General features: G+C 38.0%; 17 protein-coding genes and 2 tRNA genes. 2 read left to right on the top strand and 17 right to left on the bottom strand.

Annotated elements, in window-relative coordinates; all coding sequences use genetic code 11:
• Window positions 1–87 precede the first annotated feature (87 nt).
• The 7 genes from ACN6MX_RS20240 to ACN6MX_RS20210 all read right to left on the bottom strand — a co-directional run bounded on the left by ACN6MX_RS20240 (window position 88) and on the right by ACN6MX_RS20210 (window position 9,421).
• Entirely contained in the window at window positions 88–1,011 is a 924-nt protein-coding gene (locus ACN6MX_RS20240; RefSeq protein WP_419960539.1) for a peptidyl-prolyl cis-trans isomerase, read from the bottom strand.
• Window positions 995–1,876, bottom strand: a complete 882-nt coding sequence (gene hslO, locus ACN6MX_RS20235) for an Hsp33 family molecular chaperone HslO (RefSeq protein WP_419960538.1) — start codon at window positions 1,874–1,876, stop codon at window positions 995–997. The genes ACN6MX_RS20240 and hslO overlap by 17 nt, the downstream gene beginning before the upstream one ends.
• Window positions 1,877–2,659: a type III pantothenate kinase gene (locus tag ACN6MX_RS20230; protein WP_419960537.1), complete on the bottom strand. Its 783-nt coding sequence runs from the start codon at window positions 2,657–2,659 to the stop codon at window positions 1,877–1,879.
• A 116-nt stretch (window positions 2,660–2,775) separates the two neighbouring features.
• Window positions 2,776–4,776, bottom strand: coding sequence for an ATP-dependent zinc metalloprotease FtsH (gene ftsH / locus ACN6MX_RS20225; protein ID WP_419960536.1), 2,001 nt, complete (start codon window positions 4,774–4,776; stop codon window positions 2,776–2,778).
• A 97-nt stretch (window positions 4,777–4,873) separates the two neighbouring features.
• A complete protein-coding gene (gene hpt / locus ACN6MX_RS20220) occupies window positions 4,874–5,416 on the bottom strand; it encodes a hypoxanthine phosphoribosyltransferase (RefSeq protein ID WP_093538651.1) in 543 nt (180 codons plus the stop codon).
• 18 nt (window positions 5,417–5,434) lie between these two features.
• Window positions 5,435–6,826, bottom strand: coding sequence for a tRNA lysidine(34) synthetase TilS (tilS, locus tag ACN6MX_RS20215; protein ID WP_419960535.1), 1,392 nt, complete (start codon window positions 6,824–6,826; stop codon window positions 5,435–5,437).
• Between the two features lie 219 nt (window positions 6,827–7,045).
• Window positions 7,046–9,421 (bottom strand): SpoIIE family protein phosphatase, encoded by a 2,376-nt coding sequence (locus ACN6MX_RS20210; protein WP_419960534.1) that lies wholly within the window; start codon window positions 9,419–9,421, stop codon window positions 7,046–7,048.
• 227 nt (window positions 9,422–9,648) lie between these two features.
• On the opposite strand from ACN6MX_RS20210, the gene ACN6MX_RS20205 reads away from it, so the two are divergent.
• A tRNA-Met gene (locus tag ACN6MX_RS20205) sits at window positions 9,649–9,722 on the top strand.
• Between the two features lie 8 nt (window positions 9,723–9,730).
• Window positions 9,731–9,802: transfer RNA gene (locus ACN6MX_RS20200), tRNA-Glu, on the top strand.
• Window positions 9,803–9,907: 105 nt separating this feature from the next.
• Here the strand turns inward: ACN6MX_RS20200 and ACN6MX_RS20195 are convergent.
• From ACN6MX_RS20195 to spoVT, 10 genes are all read right to left on the bottom strand, one after another.
• Window positions 9,908–10,354 (bottom strand): DinB family protein, encoded by a 447-nt coding sequence (locus tag ACN6MX_RS20195; RefSeq protein ID WP_419960533.1) that lies wholly within the window; start codon window positions 10,352–10,354, stop codon window positions 9,908–9,910.
• 30 nt (window positions 10,355–10,384) lie between these two features.
• Window positions 10,385–11,590: an EAL-associated domain-containing protein gene (locus tag ACN6MX_RS20190; RefSeq protein WP_419960532.1), complete on the bottom strand. Its 1,206-nt coding sequence runs from the start codon at window positions 11,588–11,590 to the stop codon at window positions 10,385–10,387.
• A gap of 180 nt (window positions 11,591–11,770) precedes the next feature.
• Window positions 11,771–12,205, bottom strand: coding sequence for a S1 domain-containing RNA-binding protein (locus ACN6MX_RS20185; protein ID WP_093496479.1), 435 nt, complete (start codon window positions 12,203–12,205; stop codon window positions 11,771–11,773).
• A 139-nt stretch (window positions 12,206–12,344) separates the two neighbouring features.
• A complete protein-coding gene (locus tag ACN6MX_RS20180; protein ID WP_419960531.1) occupies window positions 12,345–12,740 on the bottom strand; it encodes an FtsB family cell division protein in 396 nt (131 codons plus the stop codon).
• Window positions 12,741–12,758: 18 nt separating this feature from the next.
• A complete protein-coding gene (gene yabQ, locus ACN6MX_RS20175; protein WP_419960530.1) occupies window positions 12,759–13,262 on the bottom strand; it encodes a spore cortex biosynthesis protein YabQ in 504 nt (167 codons plus the stop codon).
• A complete protein-coding gene (gene yabP / locus ACN6MX_RS20170; RefSeq protein WP_093063095.1) occupies window positions 13,259–13,561 on the bottom strand; it encodes a sporulation protein YabP in 303 nt (100 codons plus the stop codon). Before yabP ends, yabQ begins: the two co-directional genes overlap by 4 nt.
• Before the next feature lie 780 nt (window positions 13,562–14,341).
• A complete protein-coding gene (locus ACN6MX_RS20165; RefSeq protein WP_093063096.1) occupies window positions 14,342–14,632 on the bottom strand; it encodes an RNA-binding S4 domain-containing protein in 291 nt (96 codons plus the stop codon).
• A 7-nt stretch (window positions 14,633–14,639) separates the two neighbouring features.
• Window positions 14,640–16,097, bottom strand: coding sequence for a nucleoside triphosphate pyrophosphohydrolase (mazG, locus tag ACN6MX_RS20160; RefSeq protein ID WP_419960529.1), 1,458 nt, complete (start codon window positions 16,095–16,097; stop codon window positions 14,640–14,642).
• 13 nt (window positions 16,098–16,110) lie between these two features.
• Window positions 16,111–17,721: a putative polysaccharide biosynthesis protein gene (locus tag ACN6MX_RS20155; RefSeq protein WP_419960528.1), complete on the bottom strand. Its 1,611-nt coding sequence runs from the start codon at window positions 17,719–17,721 to the stop codon at window positions 16,111–16,113.
• 1,404 nt (window positions 17,722–19,125) lie between these two features.
• On the bottom strand, window positions 19,126–19,662 hold the full coding sequence (gene spoVT, locus ACN6MX_RS20150; RefSeq protein WP_419962677.1) for a stage V sporulation protein T: 537 nt from the start codon (window positions 19,660–19,662) through the stop codon (window positions 19,126–19,128).
• Window positions 19,663–19,681 lie beyond the last annotated feature (19 nt).

Genomic DNA, 19,681 nt, shown 5'->3' with positions numbered 1-19,681 from the left:
AAATGAAACCCTTCCATTGTTGAAGTAAACGGAAGGGTATTGGATAAGCTGGTTATTCTTTTTTGAAAACCACCATAGTTCTATTAATCATTCACTATAAACCCAGTCTGCATCAAATTCTTTCCAAAAAGCTTCCTGGGTAACAGATTGGGGCAACTGGTCTATGGCAAGCTCTCGATGGATATGGTTTTTTACATCAGCATATGTAAAGGATTGACCTTCAAATACACTTTTCACCATCGACACTGCAAAACTACCATCACCTAAAGCTATAGGTTTACTCCATTTACCTTTATCGATACTCTGTACTGCACTAACTAAGGCTTTATCCACTGATTCATTTCCTTCTGATACATATCCGATATCTCCACCGAGACTAGCTGAGCTTGCATCAGCAGAACGTTCTCTTGCTAGCCCTTCAAAGGACGAACCATTTTCAAGTTCTTTCACAACTACGTTTGCCTCAGCTTCTGTACTAACATAAATGACACTTGTTCGATAAGACGTGGAAGTATTGTATAGATTTTTGTTATTGTCATAGAATTCTTTGATTGCAGCATCTTCAATGACAATATCTTTCGCTAATACTTTTTCTAAGATTAAACGGGAGCGAATATCCTTACGTACAACCTCTTCGTCATAGGATTGCATGGAAGTACCATCTTGTGTAGAACGGATTAAAGCGAGCTCTAAGTCTATTTCTGCATCCGTTACTTTAATGTTATATTCATTAGCTGCCGCTTCCATAACCTCTGCATTCACCATATCTAGTAGTACTTCTTTTCCATAAATAGACTCCATAGAAGCCATCCATTGTTCTTTCGTGATGACTTTGCCTGCTATGGATGCTACTTCTTCTGTATCATTGGTTTTACTTGTATCATTCGGTATTAACCATGCGATGAACCATAGCAAGTTACCTATGAGAAGAATACTCAGTACTACTAGGACCGGTTTAGTTTTTAAACGTTTTTTTGTTTGAGCGTTATCATGATCACGCGTTGATTTCATCGATAAATGACTCCAATTCATCTACTGAATAATTGTATTTCTCCATACAGAAATGACAGTGTGCTTCTGCTCCTCCATCTTCTTCGATCATTTCACGAATTTCCTTTTCACCAAGTGTAATAATAGCATTTCCAAATCTTTCTTTGGAGCAATTACATTCAAATGAAACAGGAGCAGAATCTAAGATTTGTACATTTTCTTTACCCAAAACTTCAAATAGTATTTCTTCTGGAGTTAAGCCTCTTTCGATTAGTTTAGAAACAGGTTCCATATTAGATAAATGTTCTTCAATCACTGTAATCGTTTCATCATCTGTTCCAGGCATTAGTTGGATGATAAATCCTCCAGCAGCCAAGATAGAGTTGTCTGGATTTACAAGCACTCCAAGTCCAACAGAAGAAGGAACTTGTTCAGAAACAGTAAAATAGTAGGTGAAGTCTTCGCCTAATTCACCTGAAATAATTGGCACTTGTCCAGTAAAAAAGTCTCTCATGCCCAAGTCTTTTACAATCGTAAGCGTACCTTCTGTTCCTACTGCGCGACGTACATCTAATTTTCCGTGCTCATTTAGTTCGAAGTGGGTTTGAGGATTAGTCACATAACCTCGCACTTCCCCTTTGGCATTACTGTCAATAATCATTGGACCAATAGGACCATTACCTTCTACTTTTACCGTTATCTTATCTTCCCCTTTTAGCATAGCACCCATCATAAGTGCAGCCGTCATCGATCTTCCAAGTGCAGCGGATGCAGTCGGCCAAGTCCCATGACGTCTTTGCCCTTCCCCTACTGTGTCAGTTGTACGAGCAGCAAAGGCACGCACACTTCCTTCAAAAGCTAAAGCTCTTATTAAATAATCACTCATTTATTTATTACCTCTTTCATCTTTATTTCGTTGATATATTAAATATAAACCCTTCAACGTTAAGAATGGATCAATAACATCCATTATAGTTGTTTCATCCCCGATTAAGGAAGCCATACCACCTGTAGCTATTACTTTTGGGTTTTGCTTCGATACTTTTTTCATACGATTCACGATACCCTCAACTTGCCCTACATAACCGTACACTATTCCTGCTTGCATTGCGGAAACCGTATTTTTTCCAATGACATTCTCAGGTCTTGTTAACTCTATACGTGGAAGCTTACTTGCCCTGTTAAAAAGGGCTTCTGTTGAGATACCAATACCCGGAGCAATAGCCCCACCCATATATTCTGCTCGTTCATTGATAAAACAATAAGTCGTAGCTGTTCCGAAATCCACAATGATTAATGGACTTCCATATTCATGAATAGCAGCTACTGCATTTACTATACGATCCGCCCCAACCTCACGTGGATTCTCATACTTAATATTTAGTCCCGTTTTTACTCCAGGACCCACGACAAGTGGTTTGATGCCAAAGTATTTTTTGCACATCGCTTCCAATGAAAACATAATAGGTGGAACTACGGATGAAATAATAATACCCTCTATTTGATCAAAGGAAATGTTAGCATGAGAAAATAGCGACTTCACCTGCATTCCATATTCATCTTCTGTTTTTAACCGATCCGTCTCCATCCGCCAATGATGGATTAGCTTATCTTTTTCGTAAACTCCTAACACAATATTAGTATTTCCTGTATCTAAGACAAGTATCATCTAGCTTTTCCTCACTTTTTTGTTGAGTTTCCCACACATCATACCATATATAGAGACGAAGAAAAAAGCTGATTGCCTCGAGTGTAAAGGAGGCAATCAGCTTTTATTCTTTTCTATTAATCTCTACGTTCTTCTTGAACTGGGCTTTCTGTTTCTTTCAGCGAGCCCTCTTCTTTTGGCAAGTCACTAATAGATGGATCTGCGGGAGCACCTACTGCATCCGATACTTCTTCTTTTTTAAGCTCTATAGCAGCTTTTTGATCTAACTCCTCATAAGAGCGATCAGGAAGTGTACCATGCTCTTCTAAATGCTTAATCTGAGCAGCATCTAATGTTTCTACCTCTAGTAACGTTTTGGCGATTAATGTTAATAAATCACGTTTTTCCGTTAATATTTGTTTCGTACGAGCATATTGATCTTTAATCATTATTTGCATTTCTTGGTCAATTTCATATGCAATTGCATCCGAATAATTTTGTTCTGAGTTAAAATCACGACCTAAGAAGACATTGCCTCCTTGTGCTTGACCGAATTGCATTGGTCCAAGCTTGTCACTCATCCCATATTCTGTAACCATTTTTCTAGCAATGCCCGTCGCACGTTGGAAGTCATTATGAGCTCCGGTAGAAACTTCACCGAAAATGATATCTTCCGCTACTCGACCGCCAAGTAGTCCAGAAATCTTATCTAGTAACTCAGGTTTTGTCATGAAATAACGATCTTCTTTAGGAAGCATTACTGCATAGCCACCCGCTTGACCACGAGGAACGATTGTCACCTTATGTACGATTTCTGCATCGTCTAAAGTTAACCCAACAACCACATGTCCCGCTTCATGGAACGCAACAATATTTCGTTCTTTTTCAGAAATAACTTTTCCTGCTTTAGCTGGACCTGCAATAACTCGGTCTGTAGCTTCATCGATATCTCGCATATCGACTTTTTTCTTATCACGTCTAGCTGCTACTAAAGCTGCTTCGTTTAATAAGTTCTCTAAGTCTGCTCCAGAGAATCCTGGTGTGCGTTGAGCAATTGCTTTTAAGTCCACCGATTCATCAAGCGGCTTATTACGAGCATGTACTTGAAGTACTGCTTCACGACCTTTAACGTCCGGACGACCTACAGTAATTTGACGGTCAAAACGACCTGGACGAAGAAGTGCCGGGTCCAATACGTCTGGTCTATTTGTTGCAGCGATGATAATAATACCTTCGTTTGCCCCAAAACCATCCATTTCAACAAGCAATTGGTTTAGTGTTTGCTCACGTTCATCGTGACCCCCACCAAGTCCAGCTCCACGTTGACGACCTACTGCATCAATTTCATCTATAAAGATAATACATGGTGCATTTTTCTTCGCATTCTCAAATAAATCACGTACACGAGAGGCCCCTACTCCGACGAACATTTCAACGAAGTCCGATCCACTTATAGAGAAGAACGGCACGCCAGATTCACCCGCAACTGCACGAGCTAGTAATGTTTTACCAGTACCCGGAGGTCCTACCAATAGAATCCCTTTAGGTATACGAGCTCCAATTTCTACGAACTTACGTGGATCCTTTAAGAAATCTACTACTTCTACTAGTTCAGCTTTTTCTTCATCTGCACCAGCAACATCATTAAATCTAACTTTTTTCTTATCATTATCGTATAACTTCGCTTTACTCTTACCGAAGTTCATCACACGGTTACCACCGCCTTGTGATTGGCTCAATAAGAAGAAGAATAAAATGATAATAATTAAGAACGGCAATAATCCTGTGAAGAATTGAACCCAACCACTTGTTTTAGGGGTTTCCTTATATTCAATGTCTACTGAATTGGATGCTGCCAATGTATAAATTTTTGTTTGTAAATCTTCGCTATTATAAGGAAGAATCGCTAAATATTTTTCTCCTTTTTCATAGCCTTTCATTTCACCCTCAGCGTAATACACACCCGATTCAGGTTGTAACGTAACACTTGTTATTTCTCCTTTTTCTAAAGAAGTCATAAAATCGTTAAATTTAATATTTTTAGTCGTTGTATTGCTCGTATTAAACGTAGCAAAAATCCCAACGATTACAAAAAATATTAATAAGTATAATATGGCGTAGCGCAATGCTCGATTCATTCCCAGCCTCCTCACAAGGTAAACAGAAAAACTAATGATTATCTTATCATACGGTTTTTTGAACGTACAATGAAAAGCCTTCTAACTAGATTAAAAACTAAAAACTATAAACTTCTTTCTTCAATACACCAACATACGGTAAGTTACGATATTTTTCAGCATAATCCAACCCGTATCCAACTACAAATGCATCTGGTACTTCAAAGCCTACAAAATCTGCTTTTAAGTCTACCTTTCTTCCAGTTGGTTTGTCTAATAATGTAACAATTTTAATTGATTTTGCTTTACGATATTTGAAAAGATCTACTAAGTAACTTAATGTCATCCCACTATCAATTATGTCTTCAATTATTAAAATATCCCGACCTTCAACACTTGTGTTTAAATCCTTTACGATTTTAACCTCTCCAGAAGAAACCGTTGCATTTCCGTAGCTTGATACATCCATATAATCCATTTCAATGTATGTATCTACACGTTTCATCAAATCGGACATGAAAGGCATTGCACCTTTTAAAATCCCAATAGCAAGTGGGTATTGATCTTTGTACTCTTCTGTTAACAAAGCTCCCAATTCACGTGTTTTTTGATTGATTTGTTCCTCAGATAACAAGACTTCTAAAATATCCTTTTCTAACATGGTTAATCCTCCTATGGCTTAATAACTCTTTACATATAATACAAAATTTTGCGTATTTCTTTTCTTTTCAAATTGCTTCCCGTAACGAAGACCTATTACAGCCATTATATCATTTTTAGATGATATAAGTATTGGCCAAACCACTCGTTTTTCAGTCGAAATTTTTTCATCAATAAATAATCGTGAAACTTTTTTTGGAGTAGACATTCCTTTTAAATGTATTCGGTCTCCTTCCATCTTTGATCGTATAGAAAGAGGTAATGAATCGTTTTCCAGTTGGATAAACCACTTTTCATCGAAAGGAACCTGCTCATTTAAGTTTCTAGTCAGGTATATAGAATAACCAGCACCAACTGTCCTCCAACAATCTTCGTCAATTATTTGACTTCGAATTGGTAGAGTTTGTAGCGGAGTAGGGGAAAACTGAACTTGACTGTAATGACGTATGAGGAAAAAATCATTTGGCAAATGAATCACTGTATTACCATCCTGCTCATTACAAGCAGTTAAAATAGATTCAATTAAGCGATTATTTAATAGCGTATTGGAGCTATCATACAGATACTTTAATAGTATTAGAATCACTCTTCTTTGTAAAGCAACTGCAATTTCACTAAATTGTTTTGTATCCATAAAAAAGTGCGATTCGCTCTTTACTGTTACAAGCTGGTCAAATTTTTCTCTAGCAAGTGTCTGTAAAAAAGTATCATCTTGTTGTTGTTTTTCAACGAACGTCCGGATATTATCTGCCACATGGACATTTTCTTGGCGTAGAAGAGGCACCACGGTATGACGCAAACGATTTCTTGTATATGTATGTTTATCGTTACTTGGATCATGTCTAAAGGATTGCTCTTGAAACTGAACAAAATCGAATATTTCTTCCTTCGTTACACTTAAGAATGGACGAATGATGCTACCACTGGAAAATGGTCTTGTTATTGGTATTCCCGTGAGAGAGGATGCTAAAGACCCTCTTACTAATGACATAATTATTGTTTCTATCTGGTCATCTGCGTGATGTCCGAATACCAGCTTATCAAAATGTTCCTGTTTCATAACAGTATCAAAGTAAGCGTACCGTTCTTCACGGCATATCACCGAAACATTTCCACCCTCCGCTTCCACTCTAGAAGGGACTTCTAGTGTAGTTCCATAAAAAGGCACATCTAACCTTTTTGCCAGTTGTTCTACGAAGAGCATATCTTCAGCTGATTCTTCTCCGCGAAGCTGGTGGTCCGTGTGAACAATTCCTAGATGTACATTATATACTTTCTTAAGTTCATAAAATGTAAGTACCACAGCAACAGAATCTGCTCCCCCAGAACAAGCTAGAAGAAGACGATCCCCACTTTGAATCAGCTGATGCTTATCTATATATTTTTTTACTTTTATAATGAAAGGATGCATTTTTCCACCTCAATTATTAATCATTCTGCTAGTAAATTGTCCACCAGTCTAGGTGGACATTTACTTTGTCGGTACTTTATCCCTTGCAAACTTCTTCTTGTCCAGCTGCAGCGCCTTGCCCCTCGAGTCGTTTCAGAATGGCGGATAAAGGCAAAGGACGCCTTTACCGACATTCTTCCAACGATTTTCATGGCAGACATAGGCGCTTCCGCTTTTCTTTTATTGTACCATTTTTTCATGGTATTTGGCTGTTTGACGTGGTGTGAAGAGGGACCACTCTGGTACTACATGCTCTACTTGCATGAAAATAACGGTTCGATCGTCTCCCGGTAGTGAGTATGTTTCTTCTAACATTTTCACAAAGCGCTCCGCATTCATTGTTGGGTCCTGTAATATTTTTTGGTAATATTGTTCCTGTTTTTCGACAGTCGTGTTCCCTGAGAATACACCATCTGATAACATGACCAACACATCCCCGTCCTTCAGATCCATTTTTCTAGCCTCAATAGAGAAGGTCGGCAGGAATCCAAATGGGACGTGTTTGCTTTCTATTTTTCTCATTTCATTTCCACGTATGAGATATGTCGACATACTTCCGGCCTTCCAAGACCATAACTCTCCTTTTTGTAAATCTATCAGTGCCAAGTCTACTGTTGCATAGCTATCATTATCATTTTGTAGGCTCATCATGTAATGGAGAGTATGCATCGTTGTTTCTGGATCCATTTTTTTATTTAAACATTCCCTCATGAATTGCATGACACGTCTACTTTCTCGATGTGCCTCTACGTCATTCCCCATTCCATCTGATAAAATAACAGCCATCAAACCTGGATGTAACGGGAACACTGCATGGGCATCACCTGAATAGATTGTATTTTTACTAGATGATGTATACACATCATGCGTAATTTGAAAGCGAACGGACGATTTACAGGTCAGTTGAATATGTTCATAAGGGTGATGTATTTCTTTCATTGATGTAATTTCAAACGGTTCATTCCAAAGGTCATATAAAAGTGGCACTATTAAACGTTCTCCTACCATTTTTGCTCTTGCTTCAATAGGTAAACAACAAACAATCTCCATTTGTCCAATCTCTATACTCAGTACATCTATTTGAAAGAAAGGAATATTTGTTTGCAGGAATTTTTGTTTGATCATTTCTTCATGAGATGAGTACATAGTTATATTGTTTTCTAAGTTGCTCATCAGCCCACTCATGTGATTGCCCATATCTTTTAATTTGAGCGCAAACATCTTTTTCCCATGCTGTAATTCATATGTGAGCTGTTGTTTAGCTTCTTTTTCCTTCAGCTCATGCATCACTTGAATTGGTTTTACACATTTATACTGAATTCTAGTCTCTGTTTGCATTCTGGACTTTTTAGGCTGTTCCTCCCACTCCTTTATCAACATTGGCATCCCGTTAGATTTCTCTCCCCAACACTTTTCGTATTGAAAACACGAACGACAAATAGGGAGCGGCTCTGTTTTCTCATCTTTTCTCAACGCTTTCGTATCAAATCTCTCTGATATAAAACGCGTAATAAAATCGACAAAATGCTGAAACTCTTGTAGCTGATGATTTACTTTTTCCGTCATCCACTTTTGTCTTCTTAACAGAACATTCGTTGTATCAGGATATAGCTGATCCTTCAATTGCTTAATCCACGAAGAAGGAACAATAAAAAATAATAAAGAGGCAACAACAAGCGATCCTATATAAACAGAGTCTAGAGGTAGTGTACGATCATATAAAATAAAGAAAAATGTTGCCCCTAGCATACTAAAGGCTTGCCATAGCCTTCCAAAAGGCTTATGCAGTCCCGCTAAGAAGCCTGTTACTGCGTAGACCGCAATCATTCCGCTAAAGCTAAGTTTAGAAATACTTAATATTGTACCGGAAAGAACTGCAACTACTGTGGCAAGTTGGACACCACCAATAGCGGCGGATACCGCAATTACTAGATGGGCTGCCATAAGCGGAATAGAAACATATCCAAATATATATGAAGACATTCCTGTTAACACAAGTGCTCCTATGAGTAAAGCTGCCCCCATTCTTTCTGTCGTCCACCTTTTATGCAATAAATCTGGAAATGGAAGAAATAACTGAAATAAAAATATTGTCATAAACAAACTTAATATGCCTTCATATGCAATGGCTAACCAAATAGAAACTGGAATCTCTCCACCATATGAAACAAATTGCCATACAATCTGTATACACACGACATCTATCAGTACAAATACAGGTAAAGGAATTTTATTAATAAATCGATTTTGATAGAACGGAAATATTAATGCCTGTATTGCATGAATAATGACTTGTCCAAACCCTAAAGTAAAGCTACCTAGTATAGCGCCTGCAACCGCCCAAGGTACAAAACGTTGAAATCTTAGATTAACTAGTGCCCAAAGAGGAAGAAAAAATGGAACCGTGGCCTCGAACAATACAACTTGTGCCAGAAAAAATGAGAGTAGTAGGAAAATTATGGAAAAGAAAAGTGTAATCCTTTTGGCTTTCAATCCCTCCATGAATCTTCTCAACGATATACCGCGTTTTTGTTCCTGTTCATAAACCGTCTTCAAAGCGAATACCTCCTATTCAACTATTGATGGAAGTATACCTAGTATCACTACAAAAAGTATGTCTGTTTCTGACATATACTTTAAATAACTTTTCGACGTCATCAGCTAATAATCTAAATAATTTAAACATTCAAAACAAACTTTCTTTTAATCTTTTTAAAATTCCTTTAAAGAATCATTGACACATCGGCAAAACGCTTGTAATATATAATTTGTTCGTTAAAAACGGCGGCCTAGCTCAGCTGGCTAGAGCGTACGGTTCATACCCGTGAGGTCGGGGGTTCGATCCCCTCGGCCGCCATATTTTACGGCCCCTTGGTCAAGCGGTTAAGACACCGCCCTTTCACGGCGGTAACACGGGTTCGAATCCCGTAGGGGTCATCTAAAAAAAAGCAGTTCCTTTTTTAGGAACTGCTTTTATATGTTTTGCAAACTAACATTTTGTCGAAGTCATGCAAGATGCAGTAAAGCATTTTGGAGATTCATCTATATAGAGGAGATTTGTTTCCTGTGATGTTCGTCATGCTCTAAAAAATCCATGAAATAGCTGCGAATAGAGGATTTACTCTCTCCAATATAAAAAGCTTTGTCCCATTCTATTTCGTCCGTTTGCTGAAGCTTTTCAATAATATGTTGACGCTGTTTTTTTGCATAAGAAAGGGTTGCTTTAAATGTTTGTTTATGAGCAAGGGCTGCGGCTTTTGCATTAAATGTTTCGAAGTCTGGAAACCTTTCAAGCTTTTCACCTTCTTTCATATTTGGCAAACGTTTTTCAAACGTAAATCGATCCCATTCCCCAAGATGCATTATTATTTCATTCGGTGACCACTTTCCTTCGGCATAAGGAGCAGTTGCTCTTGTTTCATCTAATGTATCTAGAGAATCCAACCAATTGATATATTCACCATGTGCATTTAGTAATTCTTCTTTCATCACGGGATAACCCCCATTTATTTGTATATTTTACCTGAAAATATTATGTGTAAACAAATAGTCGTATGATATATCAATAAACAAATACTCACTAATATTAAGTGGAATGGAAAATGTACGCATCATTTCTCCCGTAACAATATCGCTATACATATCCGAAAACTCACCACTTTGATCATTACGCATTTTTATAATGGTTTTTAAAAAGTATGGACGCCAACTCCAGTTTTTATGGACAGCATCTTCTTGGATATCCCATTTCTTGTTGACACGCATAATATTTGGAGATAGTTGGAACCCATCTTCATCACAAATATATATACGGAATGAACAATCATCTAACTCTTCCGCAAGTAATAATAATTGCGCTATATTGTTGCTAGCTGGATTTATACGTACAACTGCTTTTTCTAACATATTCTGCAGATTTTTCAATTCATTGTATTTTTGTTCAAGTAACCGCTTTTCTGTCGTAATAAATTGCTGACACTTTTCTTTGAAATGATCTTTTAACAGATCTCTTGAAATTGTATCTGTCTGAGCATCCGCTAAATACTTCCCCTGATAATATCTCCCACCATTTTTCCAAGCAAATTGAAGTTGATGCACACTATCGATTCCTTCAAATAACATATTTGCTCCTATTTTACGAGCCAGCGATCCTAAAGATGTAAATAAATCATTTTGTGCACTCCACGACTCATAGCTCAGTTTTTCAATATTTACTTTTAATATATTTGGTGACAGCATCTTTATATAATCTATATGACTTTCCGAGCCTACTTGATTAATAGCTATTTTCACACCGTATGTACGGTAGTATCTGAGTATATTACTAAGTTGACTAAAATCACCTTTATAATCATGTTCTGACAGGACTAGTACAACTCGCGAAAGTGAATCTTCTGGGACATATTCATTAATAATATCGAAGTAACTCTCTCCATAATCTAGTATGAGTAAATTTGCGTTGCATGGTAAGTATATATCATAGTCTTTTGCCTTTTCCGTTAACTCTGAGAGGGCTAAGTGAAGAATTTTATGTTCGACTTCTAATCGATACTCTACTGGAATATCCTCGTCATATGCAAAAGTGTTTAAGTTGATAAGTTTTTCTCCATTTACAAGCTTTCCTAAAACCTCATAAGCAACTACAATATGTTCGTCCGCACTAAAAATCGGCTGATAATATGCTTTTACATGTTCTATATTCGTTAGTACATCCATTGCATCCATCAAAAAACCCCCTAAAAGATCAAAACTCCAATAATACAGATATTATTACAAATAAATTATTATATCTTATCTTAAGAATATGCTCCGTTGCAGATTTTGTGTACAAAAAAAAGGTGTTAGCAAAGCCAAACACCTTTTTATCTATATGACATTTTTTCTACCTATAAAACAGACAGCAAATTATCCTCTTTTAGCGCCTCTGCCACCGCGCTTAGACTCTGTCGCGCGCTTTAACGTAGACAAACGATCTTCGCTATCCTTCAAGAATCTAGTCATTTTTTGCTCAAAATTCTCTTTCATTGGACGATCGCGATCATTTGGGCGATTATTGCCACCACGTGGACGTTGAGGACGTTCGGGTCTCTCTGGTCTTTCCGCTTGAGGCTTTGCTTTTCGAATAGATAATCCGATTTTGCCATCCGCTTCAACATTCATCACCTTAACTTCAACAACATCTCCAACCTTCAGATGCTCATTAATATCTTTTACATAATTGTCCGCCACTTCACTAATGTGAACAAGACCTGTTGAGCCTCCTGGTAGTTCGACGAATGCTCCGAAATTTGTGATTCCTGTTACTTTACCTTCTACCTTGCTGCCTACTTCAATTGACATAAAAAAAATGCTCCTCCTTAAAATTTAAGCGACTCTTTTTCGAATTTATATGGTTTTTACATACAAATCCCTACCTTCATTATAGCTAACAAAAAAAGAGTGTCAATAAGACTACTCTTTTGCTTTTGAATTTTTTAAGTTATTTTTTCTCTTTTCCAGGTAAAGTAAATATAATTTCACCCTCTTCGGAAAGGAAATATTGTTTTCTTAATAGTTTGCCAATGTACTCATCGTCGTTCAGCTTTGAAATTTGCACTTTAAGAATTTCTTGCTCTTCTTTCACTTGTTCCAACTCTTGAGCCACTTGCTCTTTTTGTAATTGTTTTTCTTCATACGCACTTTTACTACTCAGTAAGGTAGATATTAAGAATCCAACTAAAGCAACAGATAAAATTGTAAATAATACTAATCGCCTTGCTAAACGAACCTTTTTTGCTTTGTTTCGATTTTCTTGGCGTTCGATAGAGCGAACATAATCAGTATTAATCGATGCAATTTGTTTCCGTACAGGTATGTTTCTTTGCTTCTCTCCCATTTGCTCTCTCCTATCAAACTATTTCAATTTTTTTGTGTACTTTCTATTATAACGGAAGTTCGGCTTTTTCTGAAGGGCCAAATGCCACGTTTTTAGAAACAAAAAACGAAATGGTTTGAAGATAAATGAAATGAGTACCCATACAAGATGAATGATTTTATAGACCAATATCCAGATAAAGCGAATTATCCACCAAATTGGTTGGATGATCAAACGTAAAAATATTCTACCTAACAGGCGAAATACAGGCTGAAATAGTTGGTCGTATAAGAGAATACCTACTATTTGTGCAAGCGGATCATAAATTCTCCATACGCCATCTCGTACTTCAAAAAGTATATAAAAAGATCCTAGTCCAAGAGTGATCCAAACAAATATTTCAAAAACAATACGATATTTATAAACGTAGGAACGCCTAGGGAAACTTCCCGTCACAAAGCGCGTTCCTTCGATTATAGCTCCTACCAATACCCCACTAAAGACCATTAGTAACAGACTAAAGAATTGTAATGAGAGTGTCATCCGAATAATTTATGAAGTAATCCTCTAGCGCCGTCTAAACTTTGCTCTTCATCATATTGCATCGCCCGAACGATTCCTTCCAAAGTTAGTAATCCTTTATCAACATCCAGATGGACAATTTTTAAGTCTTCCCCTTTGATGTGAAGTATACCTTGAGAAGTTCTCACATAAAATTCTTGTTGATCGAATTTTTCTATAGATTTTACAGATGTCAGGTCCATGCGCTTACGATTTCTTAGCGAAATTAAGTGGTCCCCCGATGGAATTGTAATAGTTTGGTTTTCTGCTTGATATTGCATATATACTCTCTCCTCTCCTTGTCCTACTTTATTGTATGCGCATAAAAAAAAAGCATGACAACTACCATGCTTTTTTTCTGACTTTAAAAGAAACTATTTAAGTTCTATTTGGTATTCGTCTAGATTCCAGTGTACTTGAATTCGAATAATACTACTGATTTCCGTGTGGAGACAAAGGAATGATGGATGAAGAAGGTAAATACTGGTGGAAATAAAGAGAAATAGTAAGTGTTTTTCCAATAAAGAAGCGAAATAGCGAACGAAATTGCATCTTCGGGCCCGCACGATGCGGGTCAGGCAGTTGTTGCGACACGAGGTCGCGTACTTAGACTGTCATCTTTCATCTACTCTATGAATAAGAAAGTATCTTATCTCTAGTTATCCAAAAATGCCTTAACCTGTTTTTAAAAGTTGTAAAAGGGTGAAGGACAGATAAAGTGAAACTTCAATTAGTGGGGCTTCATTCCCCACTGATTTAAAAACTGAACTCAGGCAAATAACGCCGCGTCGTGCGGCAATGCCTGAGTGACCAACATCCTGTCGAACTGAACCATTCGGGCTTTTACGGGCAGTTCTCTACTGCCCATTAATGCGGGACACAAGCCATAAAATTATCGAAAAAAAGTACGCTAGTTGGTTGTGACGGACGTCACAACCAACTAGCGTACCTAAAGATTCAATCGGTAATTATATAGCAAAACGTCTGTCCAAAACCCTTTGGAAACCATAGATACAGGTTTTGACCTCAGAGGACCGGGTGTTTATGCCCGGTTTTTCTTATTAATCTTCGTCATCAATAAATTCTGGATCTACTTTTTCTAATCTCTCTTCTTTAGTAATCGTGAACATCAATGAAGCTTCTTCTTTTTTCGCAGAGTCTCTAACCGCATCAACCGTTGCAGTTACTACCTTTTGTCCAAATCTAATCGACAGTTCGTCACCAGCCTTTACATCTGAGCTTGCTTTTGCTACTTTCCCATTAATCGTTATTCTACCTTGGTCTGCTACTTCTTTCGCTAAAGTTCTACGCTTAATAAGTCTTGAAACCTTTAAATATTTATCTAATCTCATTTTGTCACTACCCCTCTAATTTTTTTGCATCTTTCCAATATTGGTCTAGTTCTTCTAAGGTGTAATGAGAAAAGTCCCCTTTTCCGTCCTTTACACTCTTTTCTATAAATTGAAACCTGCGTTTAAATTTCTTATTAGCCTCAATCATCGCCTGCTCCGGAGATAAATTATAAAAACGCGCTAAGTTTACAATAGTAAATAACACATCACCTAATTCATCTACTTGGGAGTCCTTCGTACCCTCTGCTAACTCTGTCTTCCACTCATCGAGCTCTTCTTCAAACTTTTCCCAAGCCCCAGATACGTCTGGCCAATCAAAACCGACCTTCGCAACTTTCTTTTGATAGTTAAAAGAAGTAAGAAGGGATGAATCTGCTCGCATTTCACCCTCCAATAAGGAATCCGAAGAGTTTCTATTTTCTTCCGACTTTATTTGTTGCCAATTACGCAGAACTTCCTCCGTGCTATCAGCTTTTACGCCACCAAATACATGAGGGTGTCTACGAATCATTTTCGCTGCAACAGAGTTCAATACATCTTCCATACTAAAGTATCCGTTATCTTCCCCTATTTGGGCATGTAAAAACACTTGTAATAGGACGTCCCCTAACTCTTCTACGATATGATCATCATCTTCCTCGTCAATTGCTTGCAGAAGCTCATAGACCTCTTCTACGGCGTATTTCTTTAAAGATGTATGCGTTTGTTCCCTATCCCAAGGACACCCGTTAGGGCCACGCAGTTCAGCTACAATTTGACGAAGTGTTTGCCACTCTTTTAAGCGATTTTCTTTTTTATGAATTGGCGGAACGTATAATGTTGTTAAATTATCTAATTTCATCACTCGATCCAATTCAAATAGTGGAACCTTCGTTAAACTTTCAGTGGAAGACCCCGCAGCTGTGACAATCGTTACCTCATAATCATCTGGATATTTGTCCATAAGAGTTAGCTTTACTTCGGATGCACTAAATGCATCATATACTTGTCCAATAAGAACATGGGCATTCATTTGAACTTCATCGCGCTTGAAGCTAGTTCCGTCTAGTAATTGAAACCCTTCAATTGGGTCAATTCGTAAAGCACTAAAAATGGGGTCTAGGAAACTTTGTCCACCTTCTATACGAATTTTAATCTTCCCGTGTTTTTCTGCTTCGATTAAAAGCTGAACAGTTTGTTCGGCAACTAATGGATGCCCAGGTACAGCATACATAATCGAATTTTCCTCTGCTAATTGCAGAAGCTGTCGTACAATCTCTTCATAGACACCTTCGAATTGATCATTTTTTTCATACACAGCATCGAAACTTGTGAAGGAAAGCCCTTCCGCTCTTAACTCTTCCAAAACTGGGTGCTGCTCTGTTCGAACATATAAATACTCAGCGGCTTTTAGCTTTTTATATATACCTAATGGAAGCTGATCTAAATCACTTGCTCCTAGACCGATTATCGTAATTTCATTCACCTTACTCACAACCTTACTTTTCTTTATTTAACCAAAGCTGAAAAGTGGCCATCCTTCTACCAAATGGCAACAGAAACCACTCTTTCTCTGCTATTACACGTCTTTTTGCTATACTTACTAAAAAAATCCCAGCTCCGAGCATGACTGCGGTCAGCGAAATCACGACCGATTGAAGTCTACTAGAGAGATTATAAAATAACAGAGTATCTCCTAGTATTACATATACAACTACACATATTATCATCAAAATGGTGGCTTTTGTAATTCCTTTATAGAAAACTGCAGGAGCAAATTGGATCTTCCAAGTCTTTTTAAAATAATAACACATTAACACATATATAAGCGCTAAACTAATATTCCCTGAGATAGCAGCTCCTAGTACTCCATACATAGGAACTAGCAGACTATTTAACAGCCACTTACTCAAAACTCCAAGCAATAAAAAAAACGTAGGAACCTTCACCATTCCACTTCCCTGTAACATAGCCATTAAAGTAAGGATTAAAGACATCCATACAATTTGAAAAGAAAAAACCATTAAAGTTGCGGATTCCTCTTTTGTTTGAAACAGCATTTCATTTACGTATGGAAGAACTATGATCAGCCCCATCGCTGCAGCAACCCCAAATGTAAAAGCCACGCGGTATGTTAGTTGCATGAAAGGGACTGCAGTTCTCCCAGAACCTTTACTCATCCGATGTGCTACTAGCGGAACGATAGCCAAGGAAAGTGTGGAGGCTATAACAATTCCTAATTGGACGAGCGGTTGCCCTCGATCATAAACTCCTTTTTTCTCCATTGCCTGCTGTCTATCCATGCCACTTTCTATAAGGGCTTGAAAAACTGTAAACGAATCGACCAGCTGAAACAGTAGGAATAATAAGGCACTTATACTAGCACTTAAACTAATGAGTGTTAAGTTCTTTATGATAGGCCACAAAGGTACATCTTGTTTGCCCTTCTTTTTCTTTGTTTTATTCATTGATTTCCAATAAATAAAGGAAAGTAGTATGACGCCAGCTAATTCACCTGCCACTGCACCATACATAGCCATACTTCCCGCCTTATACAGATCAAAGCTATTAGAGACGATAAGCCAAGTACCGAATAAAATAACAAAAACTCGGACTGCCTGCTCCACCACCTGCGCATAGGCAACTGGCTGCATGCGGCCATCTGATTGAAAGTCTCCCTTTAATACAGCAAGCATTGGCATCAGCAAAATTACGAAAGAACCAGCTTTTAATAACTGTGCAAGATTTGCATCGCCCATTGCCTCCGCTAAATATCCAGCCCCCAGAAACAATAAAATAAAAAATATTATAGAAATAAATCCAATATAATAAAAAGCAATCTGTTTTATCCTTGGAATGGCGTCGTTTCTTCCAAGTGCTTTATAATCCGATAATATTTTGGACAATGCCACCGCAAAACCAAACGAAGTCCAAGTAGTGATAATGCCAATGAACGGATACACCTGTTGATAAATATAAAACCCTTCATCCCCTACTAAGTTTTGAAAAGGCACCCGATAAACGGCACTAAGTAGCTTAACGATAATAGCAGCAATCGTCAGCATAGCTGCACCCTTCATATAATTTTTCATATTCCATTCATTACCCATAACCAATCCTACTCCCATAATACGATAGGAATATTATAACCTAGAAAAGCGGAAGCGCCTACGATAGCCCCGACTAGCGCTGGAAGGATTTCACGTAAAGGCGTTACTTTGCCTTTACTGAAATCTTGAAGCGACTCGAGGGGCTAGGCGCTGGAGTCTGGACAACCTAAGAAATGCGGAAGGTGCCCGTTTAGTTGTGAAAAGCGCTGGAAGAATTTCGGGGAAGGCGTCCTTTGCCTTTCTCGAAATTCTGAAGCGACTCGAACAACTGGCGCCTAGAGTCTGGACACTACCCAGAAAAGCGCAAGCGCCTATAAAGGAATACAGTCTAAGATCGCAACATCGTGTCGCAACGACTGCATGACCCACGTCCTGTGGGCCTCCGAAAAGCGTGGAGGAATGGCGGAAAAGGCGTACTTTGCCTTTATCCGACTTTCTGAAACGCCTCGAGGTGCAAGGCGCTGAAGTCTGGACACCACTAGAAATGCGAAAGGCGCCCGTTTAGTTGTGAAAAGCGCTGGAAGGATTATCAATAAAGGCGTACTTTGCCTTTACTGATAATCCCGAAGCGTCTCGAACGACTGGCGACTGAAGTCTGGACACTATAAGAAAAACCGGACAAAAAAAGCTCAGTCCTCTAAGATCAAAACCTGTTTCTATCGCTTTCGAAGGGCTTTGGACAGACGTTTTGCTATATTATTACCGGGTTAATTTTTTAGTGCTATTGGTTGTGACATCCGTCACAACCAATAGCACTTTTTTCGGTAATCTTATGGCGTTTGCCTGTCCGTCGCCCTCCTACAACTCTTAGAAACAGGTTAGTGCGTTTTTGGATAACTAGAGAAAAGCTGCTTTCCTATTTATAGAAGAAGCTCTCGAAGATGCAATTTCGTTCGCTACTTCGCTTCTTTATGAGTCAAACCCTTACTACTTTTCTTTATTTCCACTAGTATAAAAGATAATCTGCTTTCTTCCACCTGAAACGGAAATCAGTCGTATTATCATTTTTAAAAGGGCCCAAATCCAGCGTTCATACTATATTTTTATAAACCTTCTTATCTATTTAGAAAAGCGCAAACGCCTATGTGTACACTGAAACGCCTCGAGGTACAAGGCGCTGGAGTCTGGACACTAAGAAATGCGTAAGACGCTCGTATTTTATTTTTACTTGCTCTAATCTATTGTTTACTTGCATTCCTCTGTGGCTTACTTGCTGTCGTACAAGATTTACTTGCTCACAATTACCCTTTACTTGCGAAAAGGATAATTTCACCAAATACATTTTAGTAATTCACATTTTAAATGAGAAGAACCCATTGGGATTTAAATAATACTCACCTTAATATTTATACGGGCTTTTTCAAAAAAAAAAATCTTCCTCTTTTGTGGAAGAGGAAGACTTTTTTAACTTTCCATTTGTTTTGCCAAAAAATTTGCGGCAGTTTCAATTGCCTTTAGTTCGGATTCTCCAATAAAGTGTACCTTCGAAATGATGAATACAGCTCCTATAGGATCTCCTGAAGCAATAATGGGTGCAATGCAATAGGATTTAACTGATTCAGTTACTCCTGGAATCCATTCAACCGAATTTTCATGTTTCTCTATTACAATAGAGCGCTTACCAATAATGTCTTCTACATCTGGGCTTAGTCTACGATTCAAGTAATCCTTCTTTGAAAGCCCCGCTGCTGCAATCATTTCATCGCGGTCACTTATTAATACTGGAGTACCTAACGTTTCATATAGGGTCTCTGCATATTCCTTCGCAAAATCCCCAAGCTCACTGATAGGTGAATATTTTTTTAAGATTACTTCTCCTTCTCTATCCGTAAAAATTTCCAATGGATCTCCTTCTCGGATTCGAAGGGTTCGACGTATTTCTTTCGGAATTACTACTCTACCTAAATCATCAATACGACGTACGATGCCAGTTGCTTTCATGTAATATGCCTCACTTTCG

It is taken from the genome of Psychrobacillus sp. BM2, assembly GCF_048572895.1.
Lineage (GTDB): Bacteria > Bacillota > Bacilli > Bacillales_A > Planococcaceae > Psychrobacillus.
This window is presented reverse-complemented; position numbering and strand designations above follow the sequence as displayed.